We start from the raw sequence: 18,093 nt of genomic DNA on the forward strand, positions 1-18,093 counted from the left end.
CGAGGCGCTTGAGCTCCGACACGAGCGCAGCCTGCGTGTACTGGGCGATCATGTGCCCGGAGTCGACCCCGGCGTCGGCGGCCAGGAACGGCGGCAGGCCGTGGTTGCGGGCCTTGTCGAGGAACCGGTCGGTGCGCCGCTCGGCGATCGAGGCCAGGTCGGCGACGGCGATGGCCAGGAAGTCGAGCACGTAGGCGATCGGCGCGCCGTGGAAGTTGCCGTTGCTCTCGACCCGGCCGTCGGGCGTCACGACCGGGTTGTCGATCGCGGCGGCGAGCTCGCGGTCGGCGACCGTGCGCGCGTGGGCCATCGTGTCGCGCACCGCGCCGTGCACCTGCGGCGAGCACCGCAGCGAGTAGGCGTCCTGCACGCGCGTGCAGCCCGGCCCGCGGTGCGAGGCCATGATCGCCGAGCCGGCCAGCAGCGCGACGAGGTTGGCGGCGCTCGCGGCCTGTCCCGGGTGCGGACGCAACGCCTGCAGGTCGGCCCGGAAGACGGCGTCGGTGCCGAGCTGCGCCTCGACGCTCATGGCTGCGGTGATGTCGGCCGTGGCGACCAGCACCTCGAGGTCGGCCAGCGCGAGCAGCAGCATGCCGAGCATGCCGTCGGTGCCGTTGATGAGCGCCAGCCCCTCCTTCTCGTGCAGCGACAGCGGCGCGATGCCCGCGTCGGCGAGCGCCCGCGCCGCCGGCACACGACGCCCGTCGACGTGCACGTCGCCCTCGCCCATCGCCGCGAGGGCGCAGTGCGCGAGCGGCGCCAGGTCGCCCGAGCACCCGAGCGAGCCGTACTCGTGCACGATCGGGGTGATGCCGGCGCTCAGCATCGCGGCGTAGGTGCGCGCCGTCCCGGGACGCACGCCGGTGCGCCCCGTCGCCATCGTCGACAGCCGCAGCAGCATCAGCGCCCGCACGACCTCCCGCTCGACCTCGGGCCCCGACCCGGCCGCGTGCGAGCGCACGAGGCTGAGTTGCAGCCGCGCGCGGTCCTCCGGGGCGATGCTGGTGTTGGCCAACGCGCCGAAGCCGGTCGAGATGCCGTAGTGCGGCGTCGTGTCGGCGGCGAGGTCGTCGATCACGGCCCGGCTGGCCGCGATGGCCTCGAGCGCCGCGTCGTCGAGTTCGACGGGGGCGTCGTGCCTCGCCACCGCGACGACGTCGGCGGCGGACAGCGGACCGGTGCTGACGACGACGCGTTCGTGCATGCGTCCATGGCATCGGAGCAGCGCCCCGTCGACCAGACCGCGCGGTACGAAACTGTCTCGGATCCGAGACACAGCCCTAGACTGGCCCGGTGGCGACCGTCCCAGCCGCTCAACAGGCGTTGCGGATCCTGCAGCACCTGTCGCACCAGGCCGCGCCGGTGCCCGCCTCGTCGATCGCGCGCGACCTGCGACTGCCCCGCTCGACCACCTACCACCTGCTGGACACGCTCGTCGGCGCCGGCTTCGTCACCCACCTCGCCGACCAGCGGCGCTACGGGCTCGGGCTCGCCGCGTACGAACTCGGCACCGGCTACAGCCGGCAGGCACCCCTGCAGCGGCTCGCCCGCCTGCCCCTGAGCGCGCTCGTCGACCGCACCGGCCACACCGGCCACCTCGCCGTGCTGCACGGCCCCGAGGTCGTCTACGTCCTCGAGGAACGGGCCCGCGGACGCGCCCCGCTCATCACCGATGTCGGCGTGCGCCTGCCCGCCCACCTCACCGCGAGCGGCCGCGCGATCCTCGCGGCCCTGCCTGCGGCGCAGGTGCGGGCGCTCTTCGCCGATCCCGAGGCGTTCGTGCAGCGGCACGGGGCCGGGCCGACGTCGCTGTCGGCGTTGCGCCCGGTGCTCGCCGCCGGCCGCCGCCGCGGCTGGGCCGACGAGGACGGCACGGTGACGCCCGGCTTCGCCTCGGTCGGCGTGGCGGTGCTCGACCACAACGACTACCCGGTCGCGTCCGTGGCGCTGACCTTCGCCTCGGTCGAGGTGCCAGAGGCGGCGCGGGCCGCCCTCGCCGAGCAGGTCACCCGCACCGCCCGCACCATCGCGTCGCGCCTCGGCGGCCACCGCGGCTGAGCCGGCCGCGCTAGGTTCGACGGCATGGCCACCCGCGGATTCACCGGACGCTCGCGCAGCACCCGCGACCCGCGGCTGCCTCCCGGCCAGTACGACACCGGACGCGACTGGCCGGTGCTCACCGCCGAGGCGACGCCCCGGCTCGACCCCGACCGGTGGACCCTCACGGTCGACGGCATCGTCGAGCGCGAGCACACCTGGACGTGGCAGGACCTGCACCTGCTGCCGCAGTCGGAGTACGAGGGCGACATCCACTGCGTGACCACCTGGTCACTGCTCGGCACCAGCTTCGGCGGTGTCTCGCTCGACACCCTGCTCGAAGCGGTGGCGCCGAGACCCGAGGCCGCCTACGTCTTCGTCACCTCGACCACCGGCTACACGACGAACCTGCCGCTCGAGCACATCACCGGCGGCAAGGCGTGGATCGTCTGGACGCACGAGGGGAAGCCGCTGCCGCGCGAGCACGGCGGGCCGGTGCGGCTGCTCGTGCCCCACCTCTACTTCTGGAAGAGCGCCAAGTGGGTCACGAAGCTGACGCTGCTCGAGCACGACAAGCAGGGTTTCTGGGAGCGCAACGGCTACCACGACCTCGGTGACCCCTGGCGCGAGCAGCGCTACCAGGGCGACTGAGGGGTGACCGCAGCAGCCGCACCCACCGGCGCCTGGCGCACGGCGACCGTGCGCTCGGTCGAGCACCCCTCGCCGCACGCCGTGGTGCTGCGCCTCGAGGTGCCCGACCGCATCGACCACCTGCCGGGCCAGCACTACGTCATCCGGCTCACCGCCGACGACGGCTACGTCGCGCAGCGCTCGTACTCGATCGCGTCGCCCACGTCCGACCCGCTGCTCGAGTGCTACGTCGAACGGCTCGACGGCGGCGAGGTGTCGTCGTTCCTCGCCGAGGTGGCCGAGGTCGGCGACGAGCTCGAGGTGCGCGGGCCGATCGGCGGCTGGTTCGTCTGGCGCGGCGACACGCCCGCGCTCGGCGTCGCCGGCGGGTCCGGCGCGGCACCGCTGGTCTCGATGCTGCGGCACGCACGCGACCTCGGCCGGCCGGACCTGCTGCACCTGGCCGTGAGCGCGGCGACCATCGACCGCGTGCCCTACGCCGACGAGCTCGCCGCGGCCGGCGCGCTCATCGCCCTCTCGCGCGCCGACGCCGACTCCGGTCGCGCCGCCGGTCGGCTGACCGCGCAGGAACTCGCCCCGCTCGTACCGGCCGAGGGCCCCTGCTTCGTCTGCGGGTCGGCGCGGTTCGCCGACGGCGCGACCGACCTGCTCACCGGCCTCGGGGTTGCCGACCACCGCATCCGGGTCGAGCGCTTCGGCCCGAGCGGCTGACCGCCGCACCGGCCCGGCGGTCAGGCCAGGCCGCGCTCACGCAGTGTCGGGATCGAGGCGGCCCGGTACGTGCCCCGCGATCCGACCGCCGGGTCGAAGAACGCGTCGGCGCCGAGGTGCTCGATCGCCTTCGCCCGCACCGCGGCGAACCGCTCGTGGTCGTCGACGACGTCGGCGAGGTGCTCGGTGAGCTGCACCAGCCAGTGCCCGGGCGCGACCTCCTCGACCCGGTGCGCCGGTGTCGCCGCGAGCACGTCGCGTCCGAACAGCTCGACCCACGGCGGCCCGAAGACCTGCGCCCACCAGAGCGTCGGTAGGTACTGCGCCGGATCGCGGTCGTTGAACAGCATCCACGGCCCCGCCGCGCCGACCCGCAGCCCGATCGGGCCGTGCTGCTCGTCCGGGTGCCAGGCGTGCACGAGCCCGTAGTCGAGGTCGGCGCCGGCCAGTTCGACGAGCCGGCCGACGAACCGCTCGGCCGCATCAGGATCGAGGTCGCCCTCGGCCGACAGCTGGGTGTAGCGCTGCGCCGGACCCGCGGCCGGCGCGAGCCGCCAGGTGACGTACGGGTCGGGCGTCAACAGCCGTTGTGGATCCGGCCACCACGCCGGCACGGGGTCGCCCGGCAGGAACGGGCGCCACTCGCCGTCGATCTCGATCAGCTGCGGACGCAGGTCGGCGAGCCCGTCGAGCACGACCCGCAGCAGCGCGGTGCTGTCGCGCCAACCGGCCTCGCCGTCGGCCGCGCGGGTCAGGAACGCCTCGACGAAGGCCCGCGCCGGCGGCGGCTGGGACGGCACCGGCGCGATCCGGCTCACCCGGCGCGGCTCGGGCACGCCGTCGAGCGGCGTGTACTCGCCGTTCGCCACGAGGAACCCGTCGCAGCGCTGCGCCACCGAGGCGACCAGCCCCATCACCGCGCGGATCTCGTCCTCGCCGGCCTGCCCGGACATCGTCATGCCGGTGAGGTGGCAGTGCCCGTCGGCGTCGAGCGGCGGCGCGAGGCCGAGGTCGACGGTGTACGGGTCGGCCGCCGTGGTCATGCTCACCGAGGGACGCAGCGCCTGCAGCAGCAGGCCGCCGCCGCTGACCTCGGCGCTCACCTCGACGAACGGGTCGTCGGCGAAGTCGCCGACCACCTCGGCGCGGCCGAGCGCCGGCGTCGTCGCGACCGCCGCACGCAGGTCGTCCATCGTGGGTGGCCGGCGCGAGACCAGCATCAGATCCGTCGTCATCGCGTGCCATCCTCGCGCACGCGGTCGCGGCGCAGGCTCACGGCAGCAGCTCCTCGGGGCCGAGCGGCAGCACCGGCTCGACCGGTTCCACCGGCTCGACCGGCTCGACGGGTGCGATCGGCTCGCCCGGCTCGGCCGGCTCGCCCGGCAGCCCCGGCAACGGCGTGTCGCCCTCGGGACTGATGTCGGCCTTGGCCCATGCCTCGTCGAGCTGTTCCTCGTCGACGTACGGCGCCGACGGCCCCCGCGCCGGGGGCGGCGCTGCGTCGCGGTCGTCGCCCGTCGCGTGCTCGAGACGCAGGCGGGCCGCGATGCGCGCCCGCAGGTCGCTGGTCTCCTGGTCGTCGAGCGGCCGCACGTCCAGTTCGCGGGCGGACGCGCCGGCCTGCGCCCGCAGCTTCACGAACTCCTGGTGGATGCGGTCGTAGAAGGTGCCGGGCTCGCCCTCGACCTCCTCGTACACGCTGCCGCCCGTCGCGCCGACCGCGCGCATGACGTCGCTGCTCACCGGCGTCTCGCGGGACACGATCATGTTCCAGCGCACCCCGAGGGTGCGGGCGATGAACCGCTGGATCTGGATCTGCGGCATCTTCATCGTGACCTCGGTGCTGCCGGACTTGATCTCCAGCAGCCCCGCGCGCATCGAGTCGGGGAAGGTGCCGCGGACGAGCCCCGTCCGCGTGCGTGGCAGGTTGTAGTTGCCGTTGGCGTCGGGGCGGAAGAACTCCTTCGCCTGGCTGGTGATGCCGAGGTCGCGCAGGATCTGCGCCTCGAACTTCTGCCCGCGGACGAACTGCACCGGCACGCCGTTGACGTAGAGGGCACCGGCCGGAGCCCCGAACGCCGGCGCGAACGGGATGACCGTCATGGTCTTCGGGTCGACCGCGGGCGGCGCCCCGCCGGCGGGCGGCGGCGCGAAGCTCACCGCGCCGGTCACCGACATGAGCTCGCGGGCGCACAGCGCGAGCACGTACTCGGCGTCGTCGACCGCGGCGTTCGCCTTGCGTACCTGCGCCTCGTAGGCCGCGAGGGCGTGCTGGTCGACCGGCTTGTCGTCGGGCATCAGGATGCCGCCGACCTGGGTGACGTGTCCGACCCGCGGATCGGGGCTGAACAGCAGGATGTTTAGCTGCGCGGCCTGGTAGTCGGCGTGCGCCCGCGCCAGCTCCGCCCCGGTCGTGCGCAGCACGTTGCCGATGTGCTCGAGCACCTCGTGGGCGTTGGCGATGTCCGACGAGCGCGCGCTCACGCTGTCGTCCCACGCAGGCCGTGCGCTCGGCGACGACCACGACGTCGTGCCGGCCGCCGCCTGCACCTGGCCGCGGGCGGTGACGAGTTCGGCCGCCGCGCGCTGGACACGCTGCCCGGACGCGGTGACCTCGGCGGGGTCCACGTCGGGGAAGGACTTCATGCCGACCACGGGTCAGGCCAGGTTCCGGGTGTCGGGCGCCCGGTAGTGCACCCCCGGCTTGGGCAGGGCCGACCGGGAGTACATCGCGCGGGCACCGGCCGCCAGCGCGGTGTCCGTGGCGCCGAAGGCGTTCGCGACCTGCTGGGTGTACTCGGCGAGGTACTGCGTCCAGGTGGCGATCGTGTCCGTGCCGGTCACCCAGGTCTGGCAGAACTCCTCGAACGCCGCCGCGACCGGCGTGCTGCCGAAGGCGCTGCCGGCCGACTTCCACGCCGCGTTGAGTCCGTCGCGCGCACCGCTCACCGCCTCGGCGGCCCGACCCAGCCGGTCGGCGTCCGCCGCCATGGCATCGGCGTCGATCACCAGGTCGCCGCCGCCACCGTCTCCGTCCGGCCTCGTCGACATGATCGTGAGCGTACCGCGGGGGTTGACACTTAGCGACCGATCGGTTTCTATCTCGCCATGACCGCGCCGACCACCGCACCGTTCGACGTCATCATCAAGTCGGGCCGCTGGTTCGACGGCACCGGCGCCCCGTCGGCCGTGCGGCACGTGGGCATCCGCGACGGCCGCGTGGCCGCGGTGTCCCCCACCGCCCTGGACGAATCCGGGTGCGACACCGTCGTCGACGCTGCGGGGCAGTGGGTGCTGCCGGGCCTGATCGACATCCACACCCACTACGACATCGAGGTGCTGCAGGGTCCCGCCCTGCCCGAGTCGGTGCGCCACGGCATCACGACACTGCTGATCGGGTCGTGCTCGCTCTCGACCGTGCACGTCGACCCCACCACGGCCGGGGACATCTTCGGCCGGGTCGAGGCGATCCCCCGCCACTTCGTCATCAGCGCGCTCGAGCAGGCCCGGACGCAACGCCCGTGGAGCACCGCGGGCGAGTACGCCGCCGCCATCGACGCCCTGCCCCTCGGGCCGAACGTCGCCGCGTTCATCGGCCACAGCGACCTGCGCGCCGCGGCGATGGGCCTCGACCGCGCCACCCGGCGCGAGGTGCGCCCGACCGAGGCCGAGCTGGTGCAGATGCAGGCGAACCTGGTGGCCGCGCTCGACGAGGGCTTCGTCGGCATGTCCAGCCAGGAGCTGCTCTTCGACAAGCTCGACGGCGAGGTGTGCCGGTCGCGCACGCTGCCGTCGACGTACGCCGGCCGCCGCGAGCGCAAGCGGCTCAAGGCCGTGCTGCGCGAGCGCGGACGCGTGCTGCAGGGCGGCCCGGACATCAAGGACCCCCGCAGCATCGCCCGCATGGTGCTCGGCACGCTGCCGTTCGGCGGCGGCCGCCTCAAGACCAGCCTGCTCTCGGCGGCCGACCTCAAGGCCAACCCGTTCATCGTCCGGATCATGGGCCCGTCGGCCCGCCTGACGTCGGCGCTGGGCGGCGACCTGAAGTGGCAGCACCTGCCGGTGCCGTTCGAGGTCTACGCCGACGGCATCGACCTGGTGATCTTCGAGGAGTTCGGGTCGGGTGCCGCCGCGCTGCACCTCGCCGACCAGGTCGAGCGCAACACCCTGCTGCAGGACGAGGCCTACCGCCGCCGCTTCCGCAAGGACTACGACGCGAAGTTCGGCATGCGTGTCTGGCACCGCGACTTCTTCGACGCCGAGATCGTCGACTGCCCCGACTCGTCTATTATCGGCAAGACCTTCGGCCAGGTCGGCGTCGACCGGGGCGGCCTGCACCCCGTCGACGCGTTCCTCGACCTCGTCGTCGAGCACGGCACCAAGGTGCGGTGGCGCACGACGATCAGCAACCACCGGCCGAAGGTGCTCGACCAGCTGGCGAAGGACCCCGGCGTGCAGATCGGGTTCAGCGACGCCGGCGCGCACCTGCGCAACATGGCGTTCTACAACTTCGGGCTGCGGCTGCTGCGCCGCATGCACGACGCCGAGCGGGCGGGGCGCCCGGTCATGCCGATCGAGCGGGCCGTGCACCGGCTCACCGGCGAGCTCGCCGACTGGTACGACCTGGACGCGGGCCACCTGCGCGTCGGCGACCGGGCCGACGTGCTCGTGCTCGACCCGGCGAAGCTCGGGGCCGACCTCGACGACTACGCCGAGGCACCGGTGCCCGCCTTCGACAACCTGCCGCGCATGGTCAACCCGCCGAGCCCCGCGGTCACCGCGGTGCTCGTCAACGGCACGCCGGTCTTCACCGGCGGCGAGCCGGCGGCCGCCCTCGGCCGCGAGCGCACCGGGCGCTTCCTGCGCGCCCGCGGCACCGGCGCGTGAGCGCACCCCGGCCACGCACCCAGGTCGAACGGCGCGAGGGCACCCGCGCCAAGTTGATCCAGGCGACGATCGGCGCCATCGCCGAGGTCGGCTACCACCGCGCGTCCGTCGGCGAGATCTGTGTCCGGGCGGGCGTGTCGAAGGGCGGGCTGTTCCGGCACTTCGACACGCGCACGGATCTCGTCGTCGCTGCCGCCGAGGAGGTCGGGCGCCGGCACCTCGAGAGCTTCGCAGCGATCCGCGGGCCGCAGACCACCCTGGACGACGAGCTGCTCTTCGTCCGCGACCGCATCCGCTCGGCGGTGAACAGCGTCTGGCTCGAACTGCTCGTCGCCGCCCGCACCGAGCCGGAGCTGCGCGACCGGCTCGCGCCGGCGATCACCCGCTTCTACGACGGCATCGAGGCCGCCGCGAGCGACGAGTACGGCGGCGACGGTGTGCCGGACGACCGGCTGCGACTCGTCGTCACGAGCGTGCTGCACCTGCTCGACGGCGAGGCGCTGCTGCACGCGGTCTACCCGCGTCCCGACCTGGAACGCGCCCGGCTGACGGCCGTCGGCGAGCTGGTCGGCGCCATCGTCACCGGACGCGTGTGACCGGCGCACCGGATTCGTCCAGCGCCGGAACAAAGTCCGCGGGACCGATATTGTGACGCCAGTGACCGCTGCCCGTGACGTTCGCAGTCCCGCCGTCCGGCTCGCCCTGCTGGCCCTCGCGCTGGGCGGGTTCGCCATCGGCACCACCGAGTTCGTCACGATGGGCCTGCTGCCCGACGTCGCGCACAGCATCGCGGCGTCCATCCCGCGCACCGGCAACATCATCAGCGCCTACGCCGCGGGGGTCGTCGTCGGTGCTCCCGTCATCGTGTCGCTCGGGGCGAGGTTGCCGAAACGCGGTCTCGTCGCGGCCCTGATCCTGCTCATCGGCCTCGGCAACGCGGCCACCGCCCTCGCGACGACCTACTGGTCGATGATGGCGGCCCGGTTCCTGGCCGGCCTGCCGCACGGCGCCTACTTCGGCGTCGCGACGCTCATCGCGGCGTCGCTGGTGGCGCCGGAGTTCCGCGGGCGTGCGGTCAGCTCGGTGATGCTCGGCCTGTCCGTGGCGACGGTCGCCGGCGTGCCGGTCGGAACCTGGCTCGGGCAGCACCTCGGGTGGCGCAGCGCGTACTGGACGGTCGTGGGCATCGCCGCCCTGAGCGCGCTGCTCGTCGTGACCCTCGTGCCGCACGTACCCCGCGACGACGACGCCAGCCCGCGCCGCGAACTGCAGGCGCTGCGCCGCCCGCAGGTGCTCTTCGCCGCGGGCGCGGGCATGGTCGGCTTCGGCGGCCTGTTCGCCATGTACAGCTACATCGCGCCGATCGTCACCGGCGTCACCGGGCTGTCGAGGCACACGATCCCGTGGTTCCTGCTCGCCTTCGGTCTCGGCTCGGTGGCCGGCACGGTCATCGCCGGACGCCTCGCCGACTGGGACGTCGAGCGGACGGTGCTCGGCGGGTTCGTCGCCTCGATCGCCACGCTGCTCGCCTTCGCCGCCCTCGCGGGCCATGCGAGTGCGGTGCTCGCCGCCGTCTTCCTCATCGCCGCGCTCGGGTCGGTGCTGGCGATCAGCCTGCAGGTGCGGCTGATGCACGCGGCCGGCGACGCCCGCATGCTGGGCGCCGCCCTGAACCACTCGGCGCTCAACGTCGCGAACGGTCTCGGGGCCGCGCTCGGCGCCGTGGTCATCTCGGCCGGGTGGGGCTACCGCGCACCGAGCCTGGTCGGCGCCGGCCTCGCCGTGCTCGGTCTCGTCACGTTCGCCGTCGGTCTGCGCGCCCGACAGACGGCGACGACGGCCGGAGCGGCGCTCGTCACGGTCGCCTGACGCCCGCGGCGGCGGACAACAAACCTGCCGTACGGTCTGTATCTCGACGCCGAGCCGAGGAGCACCGCGATGCCGTCGCCGTCCCGCCGTCTCACCGCCGCGCTGCAGTTCGGTCGGGCCGTGGTGGCCGACCAGCTGGGCCGGCTCACCCGCCAGGAGCCCGCCGACCAGCCGGTCGCGCCGGAGGTCGAGCTGCCGGCCGCCTGGGCCGACTTCGCCCGGTCGCTGACGGTCACCGCTGCCCTGGACGCGTCACCCGAGCGGGTCTTCGCGACGCTCACCGACCTCGACGGCTACGCGGGCTGGCTCACCTTCCACGACGGCTGGTCGGGCGGGGCGCCCGGCCGCGCGAGTGTCGGCGCCTCAGTCGCCGAGAAGGTCAAGCTGATGGGCACGCCGGCCAAGGTCGTGTGGACGGTGCTCGCCCTCGACGCCCCGCACCGCCTCGTGCTCGAGGGCCGCGGCCCGGCCGGTGTCTCCCTCGGGGTCGCCTACAGCGTGACGCCGCACGGCACCGGCAGCCTGCTGCGCTGCGACGGCGTGCTCGACGGCGAGCCGCTGCGCGGCCCGGTCGGACCGATGCTCACTCGCAACGTCCAGGACTCGCTGTCGACCAGTCTCACCAAGCTCGCCGCCCTGCTCGCCGGCGGCGGACCGGCCGAACCCTCGCGTCCCGCCCCCGCACCGAGGCCGGCCCGTCCCGCTCCCCTGCGCGACAAGCCCGCGCCGATCCGCCATCACCGGTCTGGGCAGGACATCGACCCGTGGACACCCGTGATCGTCGGCGTCGGGCAGTACGTCGAGCGCACCCCGAGCCTCGACGCCCTGCGCGAGCCGGCCGAGCTCGCCGCCCAGGCGTTGCGCCGCGCCGCCGCCGACACCGGCGTGCCGAACCTGCTGCAGCGGGCCGACTCGGTGCGCTGCGTCGCGAGCGCGAGCTGGTCGTACCAGGACGAGGCCGCGGTGATCGCGCAGCTGCTCGGCCTGGCACCGCGCGAGACGGTGCAGACCGCCAAGCTCGGCGGCGACGGCGGCCAGCGGCTGCTCAACGCGACCGCCGACGACATCGCGCAGGGCCTGGTCGACATCGCGCTGCTCGGCGGCGCCGAGGCGGCGGCGAGTGCCGCCCTCGCCGACAAGCAGGGGGTGTCGCTCGACTGGACGACGCAGCCCGACGACGTCGCCCCGACCCGCGTGATCGGCGTCGACAAGGTCGCGAGCACCGACGCCGAGGACGAGGTCGGGCTGGTGGCGCCGATCCCGGTGTACCCGCTCATCGAGCACGCGATCCGCGCGAAGCAGGGCACCGACCCGGCGACCCACCTCGCGCGGATCAGTGCGCTCTGGTCGCGCTTCTCGAGCGTCGCGGCCGCAAACCCCTACGCGGTGCTGCCGCGCGAGTACTCGGCCGACGAGCTCGCGACACCGTCGGCCGACAACCGCCCGGTGGCCGACCCCTACCCCAAGCTGCTGAACGCGAACCTGCAGGTCGACCTCGCCACCGGGATCGTCGTGGCCAGCGCGTGGGCCGCCGAGCGGGCCGGTGTGCCCCAGGAGCAGTGGGTGTTCGTGCACGCCGGTGCGAACGCCGAGGAGGAGTGGTTCGTCACCGAGCGGCCCGACCTCGCCGCCGCCCCGGCGATCGGCGCGATGGGGCGCGCCGCCCTCGAGCACGCCGGCATCGGCGTCGGCGACCTCACCCACGTCGACCTCTACGCTTGCTTCCCGTCGGCGGTGCAGATCGCCGCGTCCGAGCTGGGACTCTCGCTCGAGCGCGACCTCACCGTCACCGGCGGGCTCACCTTCGCCGGCGGGCCGGGCAACAACTACACCAGCCACGCGATCGCGACGATGGTGCCGCTGCTGCGCGCCGACCCCGACGCGTACGGCCTCACGACCGCCGTGGGCTGGTACCTGACCAAGAACGCCGTCGGCATCTACTCCGCACGGCCACCACGCCAGCCGTTCCGCGCGATCGACGCTGGGGCCTGGATGAGCCGGCCGGCGCCCCGCGCGGTGGTCACCGGCCATCGCGGACCGGCGGTCGTCGAGGCCTACACCGTCACCTACGGACGCGACGGGAAGCCCGACGCCGTCATCCTCACCGCGCTCACCGACGCCGGCGAGCGGGTGCTCGCCCGCAGCAGCGCCCCCGAGGTGGTCGCGGCCGCGCTCGCCGATCCGCTCGGCCAGACCGTCGAGCTCGACGGCGCGACGGTGCTCGGCATCTCGGCCGTCGAACCCGCCGTCGCCCGCGCGCAGCTCGAGACCGCGACGGCCGCGCGGCAGGGCTCGGCCCGCGAGCCGCTGGTGCGCACCGAGTGGGACGGCCCGCTGTGCGTGATCACGCTGAACCGCCCGGATGTGAAGAACGCGATCGACTTCGCCACCGCGCAGGCGCTCGAGCGGGCGGTCGACGCCTTCGAGGCCGACCGCGAGGCCCGCGTCGCGATCATCACCGGCGCCGGGGGCACCTTCTGCTCGGGCATGGACCTCAAGGCGGCCGCCCGCGGCGAGTACCCGCTCACCGAGCGACGCGGCCCGCTCGGCATCGCCCAGCGGCCACCGACGAAGCCGCTCATCGCGGCGGTCGAGGGCTATGCGCTCGCCGGCGGCTGCGAGCTCGCCCTCAGCGCCGACCTCATCGTGGCGTCGGACGACTCGCAGTGGGGCATCCCCGAGCCGAAGCGCGGCCTGGTCGCGGCGGCCGGTGGCGTGCTGCGTCTCGCCGAGCGGTTGCCGTACCACGTGGCCATGGAGCTCGCGCTCACCGGCGACCCGATGCCGGGGCGCCGGCTGCACGGGCTCGGCCTCATCAACCGGCTCGTCGCGCCGGGCACGACGCTGACCGAGGCGCGGGCGCTGGCGCTGGCGATCGCGGCCAACGCGCCGCTGTCAGTCGAGCTGAGCAAGCGCATCGTCACCGAGCGGCACGACTGGTCGACGGCCGAGGCGTTCCAGCGGCAGAGCGACCTCGCGTCCGACGCGCTCTTCTCGGCCGATGCCACCGAGGGCGTGCGCGCCTTCGCCGAGCACCGGCCGCCGGTCTGGCAGGGACGCTGAGCCCGACCCGGCGCCTCAGCGGCGGCCGGCGAACAGGCCCCGCAGCGCCAGCACGCCGAGCGCGGCCAGGCCGGCGATCTTGACCGGCGAGCTCGCCGCAGTCGCCGCCGCGGCGTGCGCCGGCGACGCGGTCGGAGCTGCCGGTGCGGTGGTCTCGGGGTGCTGCAGCTCGGGGTGGTCGACGCGCAGCCGCACCGTCGGCGCATCGCGGCGCCGGGTCATCTCCTCCTTGGCCTCCGACAGGCCGAAGCCCTGGTCGCCCTGCGGGCCGCAGAGCACCGAGGTCGCCGCGGCGTAGGCGGTGCCCCACTTGCTCCAGCCGTCCTCGTCGTCGGGCCCGGTCGGGTGCGCGCCGACGGGCTGGTGCAGCCCGCTCGCGGTGCGCGGGTCGGGCGGTAGCGCCTCGACGAGGTACGAACGCACGTTGTCGAGCGTCTCCCAGAGCTGCGTGGCGTACGAGCACGACTCGTCGAGCGCCTGCTGCAGCAGCTGGGCGCGCTGCTCGTGGTCGGCGGTGAAGTCGTCGCGGCTGGTGTCGAGCACTCGGTGGGCGTCGAGCAGCTGCGGTTGCGGGATCGGGTGAACAGGCATGTCATGCCTGTTCCCGGATTTCGCTTGCAGTATGCAAGGGATTCGCCGCGCGACCACGGATGGGGTCTTCGTCGCACCCCTTCCCTACGATCGGAGCATGCTCGCAGTGCGTGAGGTGCCGTCCGCCGAGCGGTCGTGCGTGCCATCGGTGACCGGGCGATGAGCGACCGCGACTTCCGCTCCATCCACCGGCACGGCTTCGTGCGGGCAGCCGCGGCGACGCCCGTCGTGACGACCGCCGATCCGGCCCGCAACGCCGAGGCCACCATCGCCCTCGCCCGCGAGGCGCACGAGCAGGGTGTCGACGTCGTCGTCTACCCCGAGCTCGGCTTGTCGTCGTACGCCATCGACGACCTGCACCTGCAACAGGCGTTGCTGGACGCGGTCGAGGACGCGGTCGAGCAGGTGCGCGCTGCGTCGGCCGACCTCGCGCCGCTGCTGCTCGTCGGCGCCCCGCTGCGCCGCAACAATCGGCTCTACAACACGGCGCTGGCCATCTCGCGCGGCCGCATCCTCGGCGTCGTCCCGAAGACCTATCTGCCCAACTACCGCGAGTACTACGAGAAGCGGTGGTTCGCCCCCGGCGGCGACGTCGTCGGCGAGCAGATCACCGTCGCCGGCGAGACGGTGCCGTTCGGCACCGACCTGCTCTTCGCCGCCACCGACCTGCCCGACCTCGTCGTCGGCGTCGAGATCTGCGAGGACTACTGGGCGCCGATCCCGCCGTCGTCCTACGCGGCGCTGGCCGGCGCGACGCTGCTCGCCAACCTGTCCGCGTCCAACATCACCGTCGGCAAGGCGGCCGACCGCGAGCACCTGTCGGCCGCCCAGTCGGCCCGCACGATGTCGGTCTACGTCTACTCGGCCGCGGGCGCCGGCGAGAGCACCACCGACGTGTCCTGGGACGGCCAGGGCACCATCCACGAGCTCGGCGCGGTCGTCGCGCAGTCCGAGCGGTTCGCCGACGAGCCGCAGCTGCTCGTCGCCGACGTCCACCTCGCGCGGGTGCGGCTCGAGCGGCTGCGCACCGGCACCTTCAACGACAACGCCGTGCTCGAGGGCCACCCCGAACGACGCTTCCGCACCGTGTCGTTCGAGCACCGCCCGCACCGTCGCGACGTCGGCCTGCGCCGGCCGCAGCGTCGCTTCCCGTTCGTCCCCGACAAGGCCGAGCGCCTCGACCTCGACTGCTACGAGGCGTTCAACATCCAGGTCAGCGCGCTGATGCGCCGGTTCCGGTCGACGGGCGGCGGCGCCATGGTCATCGGGGTCTCGGGCGGCCTCGACTCGACCCATGCGCTCATCGTCGCGGCGAAGGCCTGCGACCGCCTCGGGATCCCCCGCGACCACATCCAGGCCTTCACGATGCCCGGCTTCGCCACCGGCGAGGCGACCAAGGCCAACGCGTGGGCGCTCATGCAGGCGCTGGGCGTCACGGCGGGCGAGATCGACATCCGCCCCGCCGCCACGCAGCTGCTGCAGGACATGGACCACCCGGCCGGGCGGGGCGAGCCGGTGTACGACGTGACCTTCGAGAACGTCCAGGCCGGCCTGCGCACCGACTACCTGTTCCGGCTGGCCAACCAGCGCGGCGGCTTCGTGCTCGGCACCGGCGACCTCAGCGAGCTCGCCCTGGGCTGGTGCACCTACGGCGTCGGCGACCAGATGAGCCACTACGCGGTGAACGCCGGGGTGCCGAAGACGCTGATCCAGTACCTGATCCGCTGGACGGTGAGCACCGGCCAGTTCGACCACGAGACCAGCCGGCTGCTGACCGCGATCCTCGACACCGAGATCTCACCCGAACTGGTGCCGGCGGACGAGGAGACCGGCGCGATGCAGAGCACCGAGGACCGCATCGGGCCCTACGAGCTGCACGACTTCTTCCTGTTCCACGCGCTGCGCTACGGCCTGGCGCCGTCGACCATCGCGTTCCTGGCGTGGCACGCGTGGCGCGACGCGGACGCCGGCGAGTGGCCGGCCGGCTTCCCGAACGACGGGCGGCACGCCTACGACCTGCCCACGATCGTCCGCTGGTTGCGCGAGTTCGTGCAGCGCTACTACCAATTTGCGCAGTTCAAGCGGTCGGCGCTGCCGAACGGCCCCAAGGTGTCGGCCGGCGGCGCACTGTCACCGCGTGGCGACTGGCGGGCACCGTCCGACGCCTCGGCCGCGGCGTGGCTCGCGGAACTCGACCGGAACGGCCCCGTGCTCGACTGAGCGGGCGCGGCCGGCGGCTCAGCCGCGGTGGTGGCGGCAGTCGCCGTCGATGGTGTCCATCGGCGACGCGTGGTCGGCGTGGCAGCTCCACGCCGTGCTCTTCTTCAGCGACGAGCTCTTGAGCAGGCCGGGCATCGGCTGACGCTCGATCGTGATGACGACGCCCCCGCACGTGGTGCAGGGCTCGGAGCGCTTCGTGATCGTCTGCGGCATGGCGACGATTGTGCCTGGTGAAGGTGATCTCGACCATACAGAGACGGGTATGTGACGCAGCGCACGGTGAACACGGGACCCTCTTGGGACGAACAGTGTGGTGCGGGCCGCATGTCCCGGAACCGCTTGCGGGAAGGTGATGGGCATGACTGCGGCACCGGAACTCCCACTCGCGCTCGACGACGCCGAACTGGCCGCGCTGGACGCCTACTGGCGGGCCGCGAACTACCTCTCGGTCGGCCAGATCTACCTGCTCGACAACCCACTGCTGCACGAGCCGCTCGCGGCCGAGCACGTGAAGCCGCGCCTGCTGGGCCACTGGGGCACGACGCCGGGGCTCAACCTGCTCTACGCCCACCTCAACCGGCAGATCCTGCGCCGCGACCTCAGCGCCATCTTCATCACCGGGCCGGGGCACGGCGGCCCGGGCCTGGTCGCGAACGCCTGGCTCGAGGGCACCTACACCGAGCTGTACTCGAGCATCACCGAGGACGAGGAGGGCGTGCAGAAGCTGTTCCGGCAGTTCTCCTTCCCCGGCGGCATCCCCAGCCATGTCGCCCCGGAGACCCCCGGGTCGATCCACGAGGGCGGCGAGCTCGGCTACGCCCTCACCCACGCCTACGGCGCAGCGTTCGACAACCCCGACCTGCTCGTCGCCTGCGTCGTCGGCGACGGCGAGGCCGAGACCGGCCCGCTGGCCGCGAGCTGGCACTCGACCAAGTTCGTCGACCCGGTCACCGACGGCGCGGTGCTGCCGATCCTGCACCTGAACGGCTACAAGATCGCCAACCCGACCGTGCTCGCCCGCATCCCCGAGGCCGAGCTCGCCGACCTCCTGCGCGGGTACGGCCACGACCCGCTGTTCGTCACCGGCGACGACCCGGCGCAGGTGCACCGTGACCTCGCCGCGACGCTCGACACCGCCCTCGACCGGATCGCCGCGATCCAGCAGGCCGCACGCGGGGGCGACGGCACGGGCGGGCGCCCGGCCTGGCCGATGATCGTGCTGCGCACGCCGAAGGGCTGGACCGGCCCGAAGGAGGTCGACGGCCTGCCGGTCGAGGGGACCTTCCGCTCGCACCAGGTGCCGCTGGCCGCGACCCGGACGAACGACGAGCACCGCGCGCAGCTCGAGGCGTGGCTGCGCAGCTACCGCCCCGAGGAGCTGTTCACCGAGTCGGGCGCGCTGCGGCCCGAGCTGCGCGCGCTCGCGCCGACCGGCGAGCGGCGGATGAGCGCCAACCCCCACGCCAACGGCGGCCTGCTGCTGCGCGACCTGCACCTACCGGACTTCCGCGACTACGCCGTCGACGTGCCGCACCCCGCGACCGAGCTGAGCGAGGCGACGCGGGTGCTCGGCGAGTACCTGCGCGACATCATCCGGCGCAACCCCGACAACTTCCGGCTGATGGGCCCGGACGAGACGGCGTCGAACCGGCTGCAGGACGTGTTCGAGGCGACCGACCGGGTGTGGGAGGCCGAGCGCCTGCCCACCGACGAGCACCTCTCGCCCGACGGCCGCGTGATGGAGGTGCTGAGCGAGCACCTCTGCCAGGGCTGGCTCGAGGGCTACCTCCTCACCGGCCGGCACGGGCTCTTCAACTGCTACGAGGCGTTCATCCACATCGTCGACTCGATGTTCAACCAGCACGCGAAGTGGCTGAAGGTCACGCGCGGCATTCCGTGGCGGAGGCCGATCGCCTCGCTCAACTACCTGCTCTCGTCGCACGTCTGGCGGCAGGACCACAACGGCTTCAGCCACCAGGACCCCGGCTTCCTCGACGTCGTCGTCAACAAGAAGGCCGACGTGGTGCGCGTCTATCTTCCCCCGGACGCCAACTGCCTCCTCAG

At 73.5% G+C, this 18,093-nt stretch carries 15 protein-coding genes; 9 read left to right on the top strand and 6 right to left on the bottom strand.

Annotation, left to right across the window (positions count from 1 at the left end; genetic code table 11):
- The coding region (locus ACTHMS_RS22130) for a histidine ammonia-lyase (RefSeq protein WP_440308824.1) at positions 1-1,204 on the bottom strand (1,204 nt) is incomplete at its 3' end.
- Between the two features lie 89 nt (positions 1,205-1,293).
- Between ACTHMS_RS22130 and ACTHMS_RS22135 the strand changes: the two genes are divergently transcribed.
- From ACTHMS_RS22135 to ACTHMS_RS22145, 3 genes are read left to right on the top strand one after another with little or no spacing between them, the layout of a single operon-like run.
- Positions 1,294-2,058, top strand: a complete 765-nt coding sequence (locus tag ACTHMS_RS22135) for an IclR family transcriptional regulator (protein ID WP_440308825.1) — start codon at positions 1,294-1,296, stop codon at positions 2,056-2,058.
- Positions 2,059-2,082: 24 nt separating this feature from the next.
- Complete coding sequence (locus ACTHMS_RS22140) at positions 2,083-2,688, top strand: sulfite oxidase-like oxidoreductase (RefSeq protein WP_440308826.1); 606 nt, start codon at positions 2,083-2,085, stop codon at positions 2,686-2,688.
- Positions 2,689-2,691: 3 nt separating this feature from the next.
- On the top strand, positions 2,692-3,399 hold the full coding sequence (locus tag ACTHMS_RS22145) for an FAD-binding oxidoreductase (RefSeq protein WP_440308827.1): 708 nt from the start codon (positions 2,692-2,694) through the stop codon (positions 3,397-3,399).
- A 20-nt stretch (positions 3,400-3,419) separates the two neighbouring features.
- Here ACTHMS_RS22145 and ACTHMS_RS22150 read toward each other — a convergent pair whose 3' ends face one another.
- Genes ACTHMS_RS22150 through ACTHMS_RS22160 form a run of 3 tightly spaced genes read right to left on the bottom strand, consistent with a single transcriptional unit; the run spans position 3,420 to position 6,450 of the window.
- Complete coding sequence (locus ACTHMS_RS22150) at positions 3,420-4,634, bottom strand: hypothetical protein (protein WP_440308828.1); 1,215 nt, start codon at positions 4,632-4,634, stop codon at positions 3,420-3,422.
- Between the two features lie 37 nt (positions 4,635-4,671).
- Positions 4,672-6,045 carry a hypothetical protein gene (locus ACTHMS_RS22155; RefSeq protein WP_440308829.1) on the bottom strand — a complete coding sequence of 458 codons (1,374 nt, stop codon included), beginning with the start codon at positions 6,043-6,045 and terminating at the stop codon, positions 4,672-4,674.
- 12 nt (positions 6,046-6,057) lie between these two features.
- Complete coding sequence (locus tag ACTHMS_RS22160; protein ID WP_440308830.1) at positions 6,058-6,450, bottom strand: hypothetical protein; 393 nt, start codon at positions 6,448-6,450, stop codon at positions 6,058-6,060.
- Positions 6,451-6,507: 57 nt separating this feature from the next.
- Between ACTHMS_RS22160 and ACTHMS_RS22165 the strand changes: the two genes are divergently transcribed.
- The 4 genes from ACTHMS_RS22165 to ACTHMS_RS22180 all read left to right on the top strand — a co-directional run bounded on the left by ACTHMS_RS22165 (position 6,508) and on the right by ACTHMS_RS22180 (position 13,218).
- The gene (locus ACTHMS_RS22165) at positions 6,508-8,286 is read left to right on the top strand and encodes an N-acyl-D-amino-acid deacylase family protein (protein WP_440308831.1); all 1,779 of its coding nucleotides are present in this window, start codon (positions 6,508-6,510) and stop codon (positions 8,284-8,286) included.
- The gene (locus ACTHMS_RS22170) at positions 8,283-8,882 is read left to right on the top strand and encodes a TetR/AcrR family transcriptional regulator (RefSeq protein WP_440308832.1); all 600 of its coding nucleotides are present in this window, start codon (positions 8,283-8,285) and stop codon (positions 8,880-8,882) included. Before ACTHMS_RS22165 ends, ACTHMS_RS22170 begins: the two co-directional genes overlap by 4 nt.
- Before the next feature lie 61 nt (positions 8,883-8,943).
- Positions 8,944-10,155: an MFS transporter gene (locus ACTHMS_RS22175; RefSeq protein ID WP_440308833.1), complete on the top strand. Its 1,212-nt coding sequence runs from the start codon at positions 8,944-8,946 to the stop codon at positions 10,153-10,155.
- 69 nt (positions 10,156-10,224) lie between these two features.
- Positions 10,225-13,218: a type II toxin-antitoxin system Rv0910 family toxin gene (locus ACTHMS_RS22180; protein WP_440308834.1), complete on the top strand. Its 2,994-nt coding sequence runs from the start codon at positions 10,225-10,227 to the stop codon at positions 13,216-13,218.
- Positions 13,219-13,233: 15 nt separating this feature from the next.
- Here the strand turns inward: ACTHMS_RS22180 and ACTHMS_RS22185 are convergent, their stop codons facing one another.
- Positions 13,234-13,809, bottom strand: a complete 576-nt coding sequence (locus ACTHMS_RS22185; protein ID WP_440308835.1) for a hypothetical protein — start codon at positions 13,807-13,809, stop codon at positions 13,234-13,236.
- Between the two features lie 159 nt (positions 13,810-13,968).
- Between ACTHMS_RS22185 and ACTHMS_RS22190 the strand changes: the two genes are divergently transcribed.
- Complete coding sequence (locus ACTHMS_RS22190; protein ID WP_440308838.1) at positions 13,969-16,029, top strand: NAD(+) synthase; 2,061 nt, start codon at positions 13,969-13,971, stop codon at positions 16,027-16,029.
- An 18-nt stretch (positions 16,030-16,047) separates the two neighbouring features.
- On the opposite strand, the gene ACTHMS_RS22195 is transcribed toward ACTHMS_RS22190, so the two are convergent.
- The gene (locus ACTHMS_RS22195; RefSeq protein WP_440308836.1) at positions 16,048-16,242 is read right to left on the bottom strand and encodes a hypothetical protein; all 195 of its coding nucleotides are present in this window, start codon (positions 16,240-16,242) and stop codon (positions 16,048-16,050) included.
- Positions 16,243-16,387: 145 nt separating this feature from the next.
- On the opposite strand from ACTHMS_RS22195, the gene ACTHMS_RS22200 reads away from it, so the two are divergent.
- Positions 16,388-18,093 (top strand): phosphoketolase family protein (locus ACTHMS_RS22200; protein WP_440308837.1); only part of this gene is annotated, 1,706 nt, incomplete at its 3' end.

This window comes from Jatrophihabitans sp., from assembly GCF_051960575.1.
Taxonomy (GTDB): domain Bacteria; phylum Actinomycetota; class Actinomycetes; order Mycobacteriales; family Jatrophihabitantaceae; genus JBQCEE01.

Coding starts and splice junctions, on each gene's coding strand:
- ACTHMS_RS22140 (WP_440308826.1), top strand. CDS start 2,083: ATGGCCACCCGCGGATTCACCGGACGCTCGCGCAGCACCCGCGACCCG.
- ACTHMS_RS22150 (WP_440308828.1), bottom strand. CDS start 4,634: ATGACGACGGATCTGATGCTGGTCTCGCGCCGGCCACCCACGATGGAC.
- ACTHMS_RS22155 (WP_440308829.1), bottom strand. CDS start 6,045: ATGAAGTCCTTCCCCGACGTGGACCCCGCCGAGGTCACCGCGTCCGGG.
- ACTHMS_RS22160 (WP_440308830.1), bottom strand. CDS start 6,450: ATGTCGACGAGGCCGGACGGAGACGGTGGCGGCGGCGACCTGGTGATC.
- ACTHMS_RS22165 (WP_440308831.1), top strand. CDS start 6,508: ATGACCGCGCCGACCACCGCACCGTTCGACGTCATCATCAAGTCGGGC.
- ACTHMS_RS22180 (WP_440308834.1), top strand. CDS start 10,225: ATGCCGTCGCCGTCCCGCCGTCTCACCGCCGCGCTGCAGTTCGGTCGG.
- ACTHMS_RS22185 (WP_440308835.1), bottom strand. CDS start 13,809: ATGCCTGTTCACCCGATCCCGCAACCGCAGCTGCTCGACGCCCACCGA.
- ACTHMS_RS22190 (WP_440308838.1), top strand. CDS start 13,969: ATGAGCGACCGCGACTTCCGCTCCATCCACCGGCACGGCTTCGTGCGG.
- ACTHMS_RS22195 (WP_440308836.1), bottom strand. CDS start 16,242: ATGCCGCAGACGATCACGAAGCGCTCCGAGCCCTGCACCACGTGCGGG.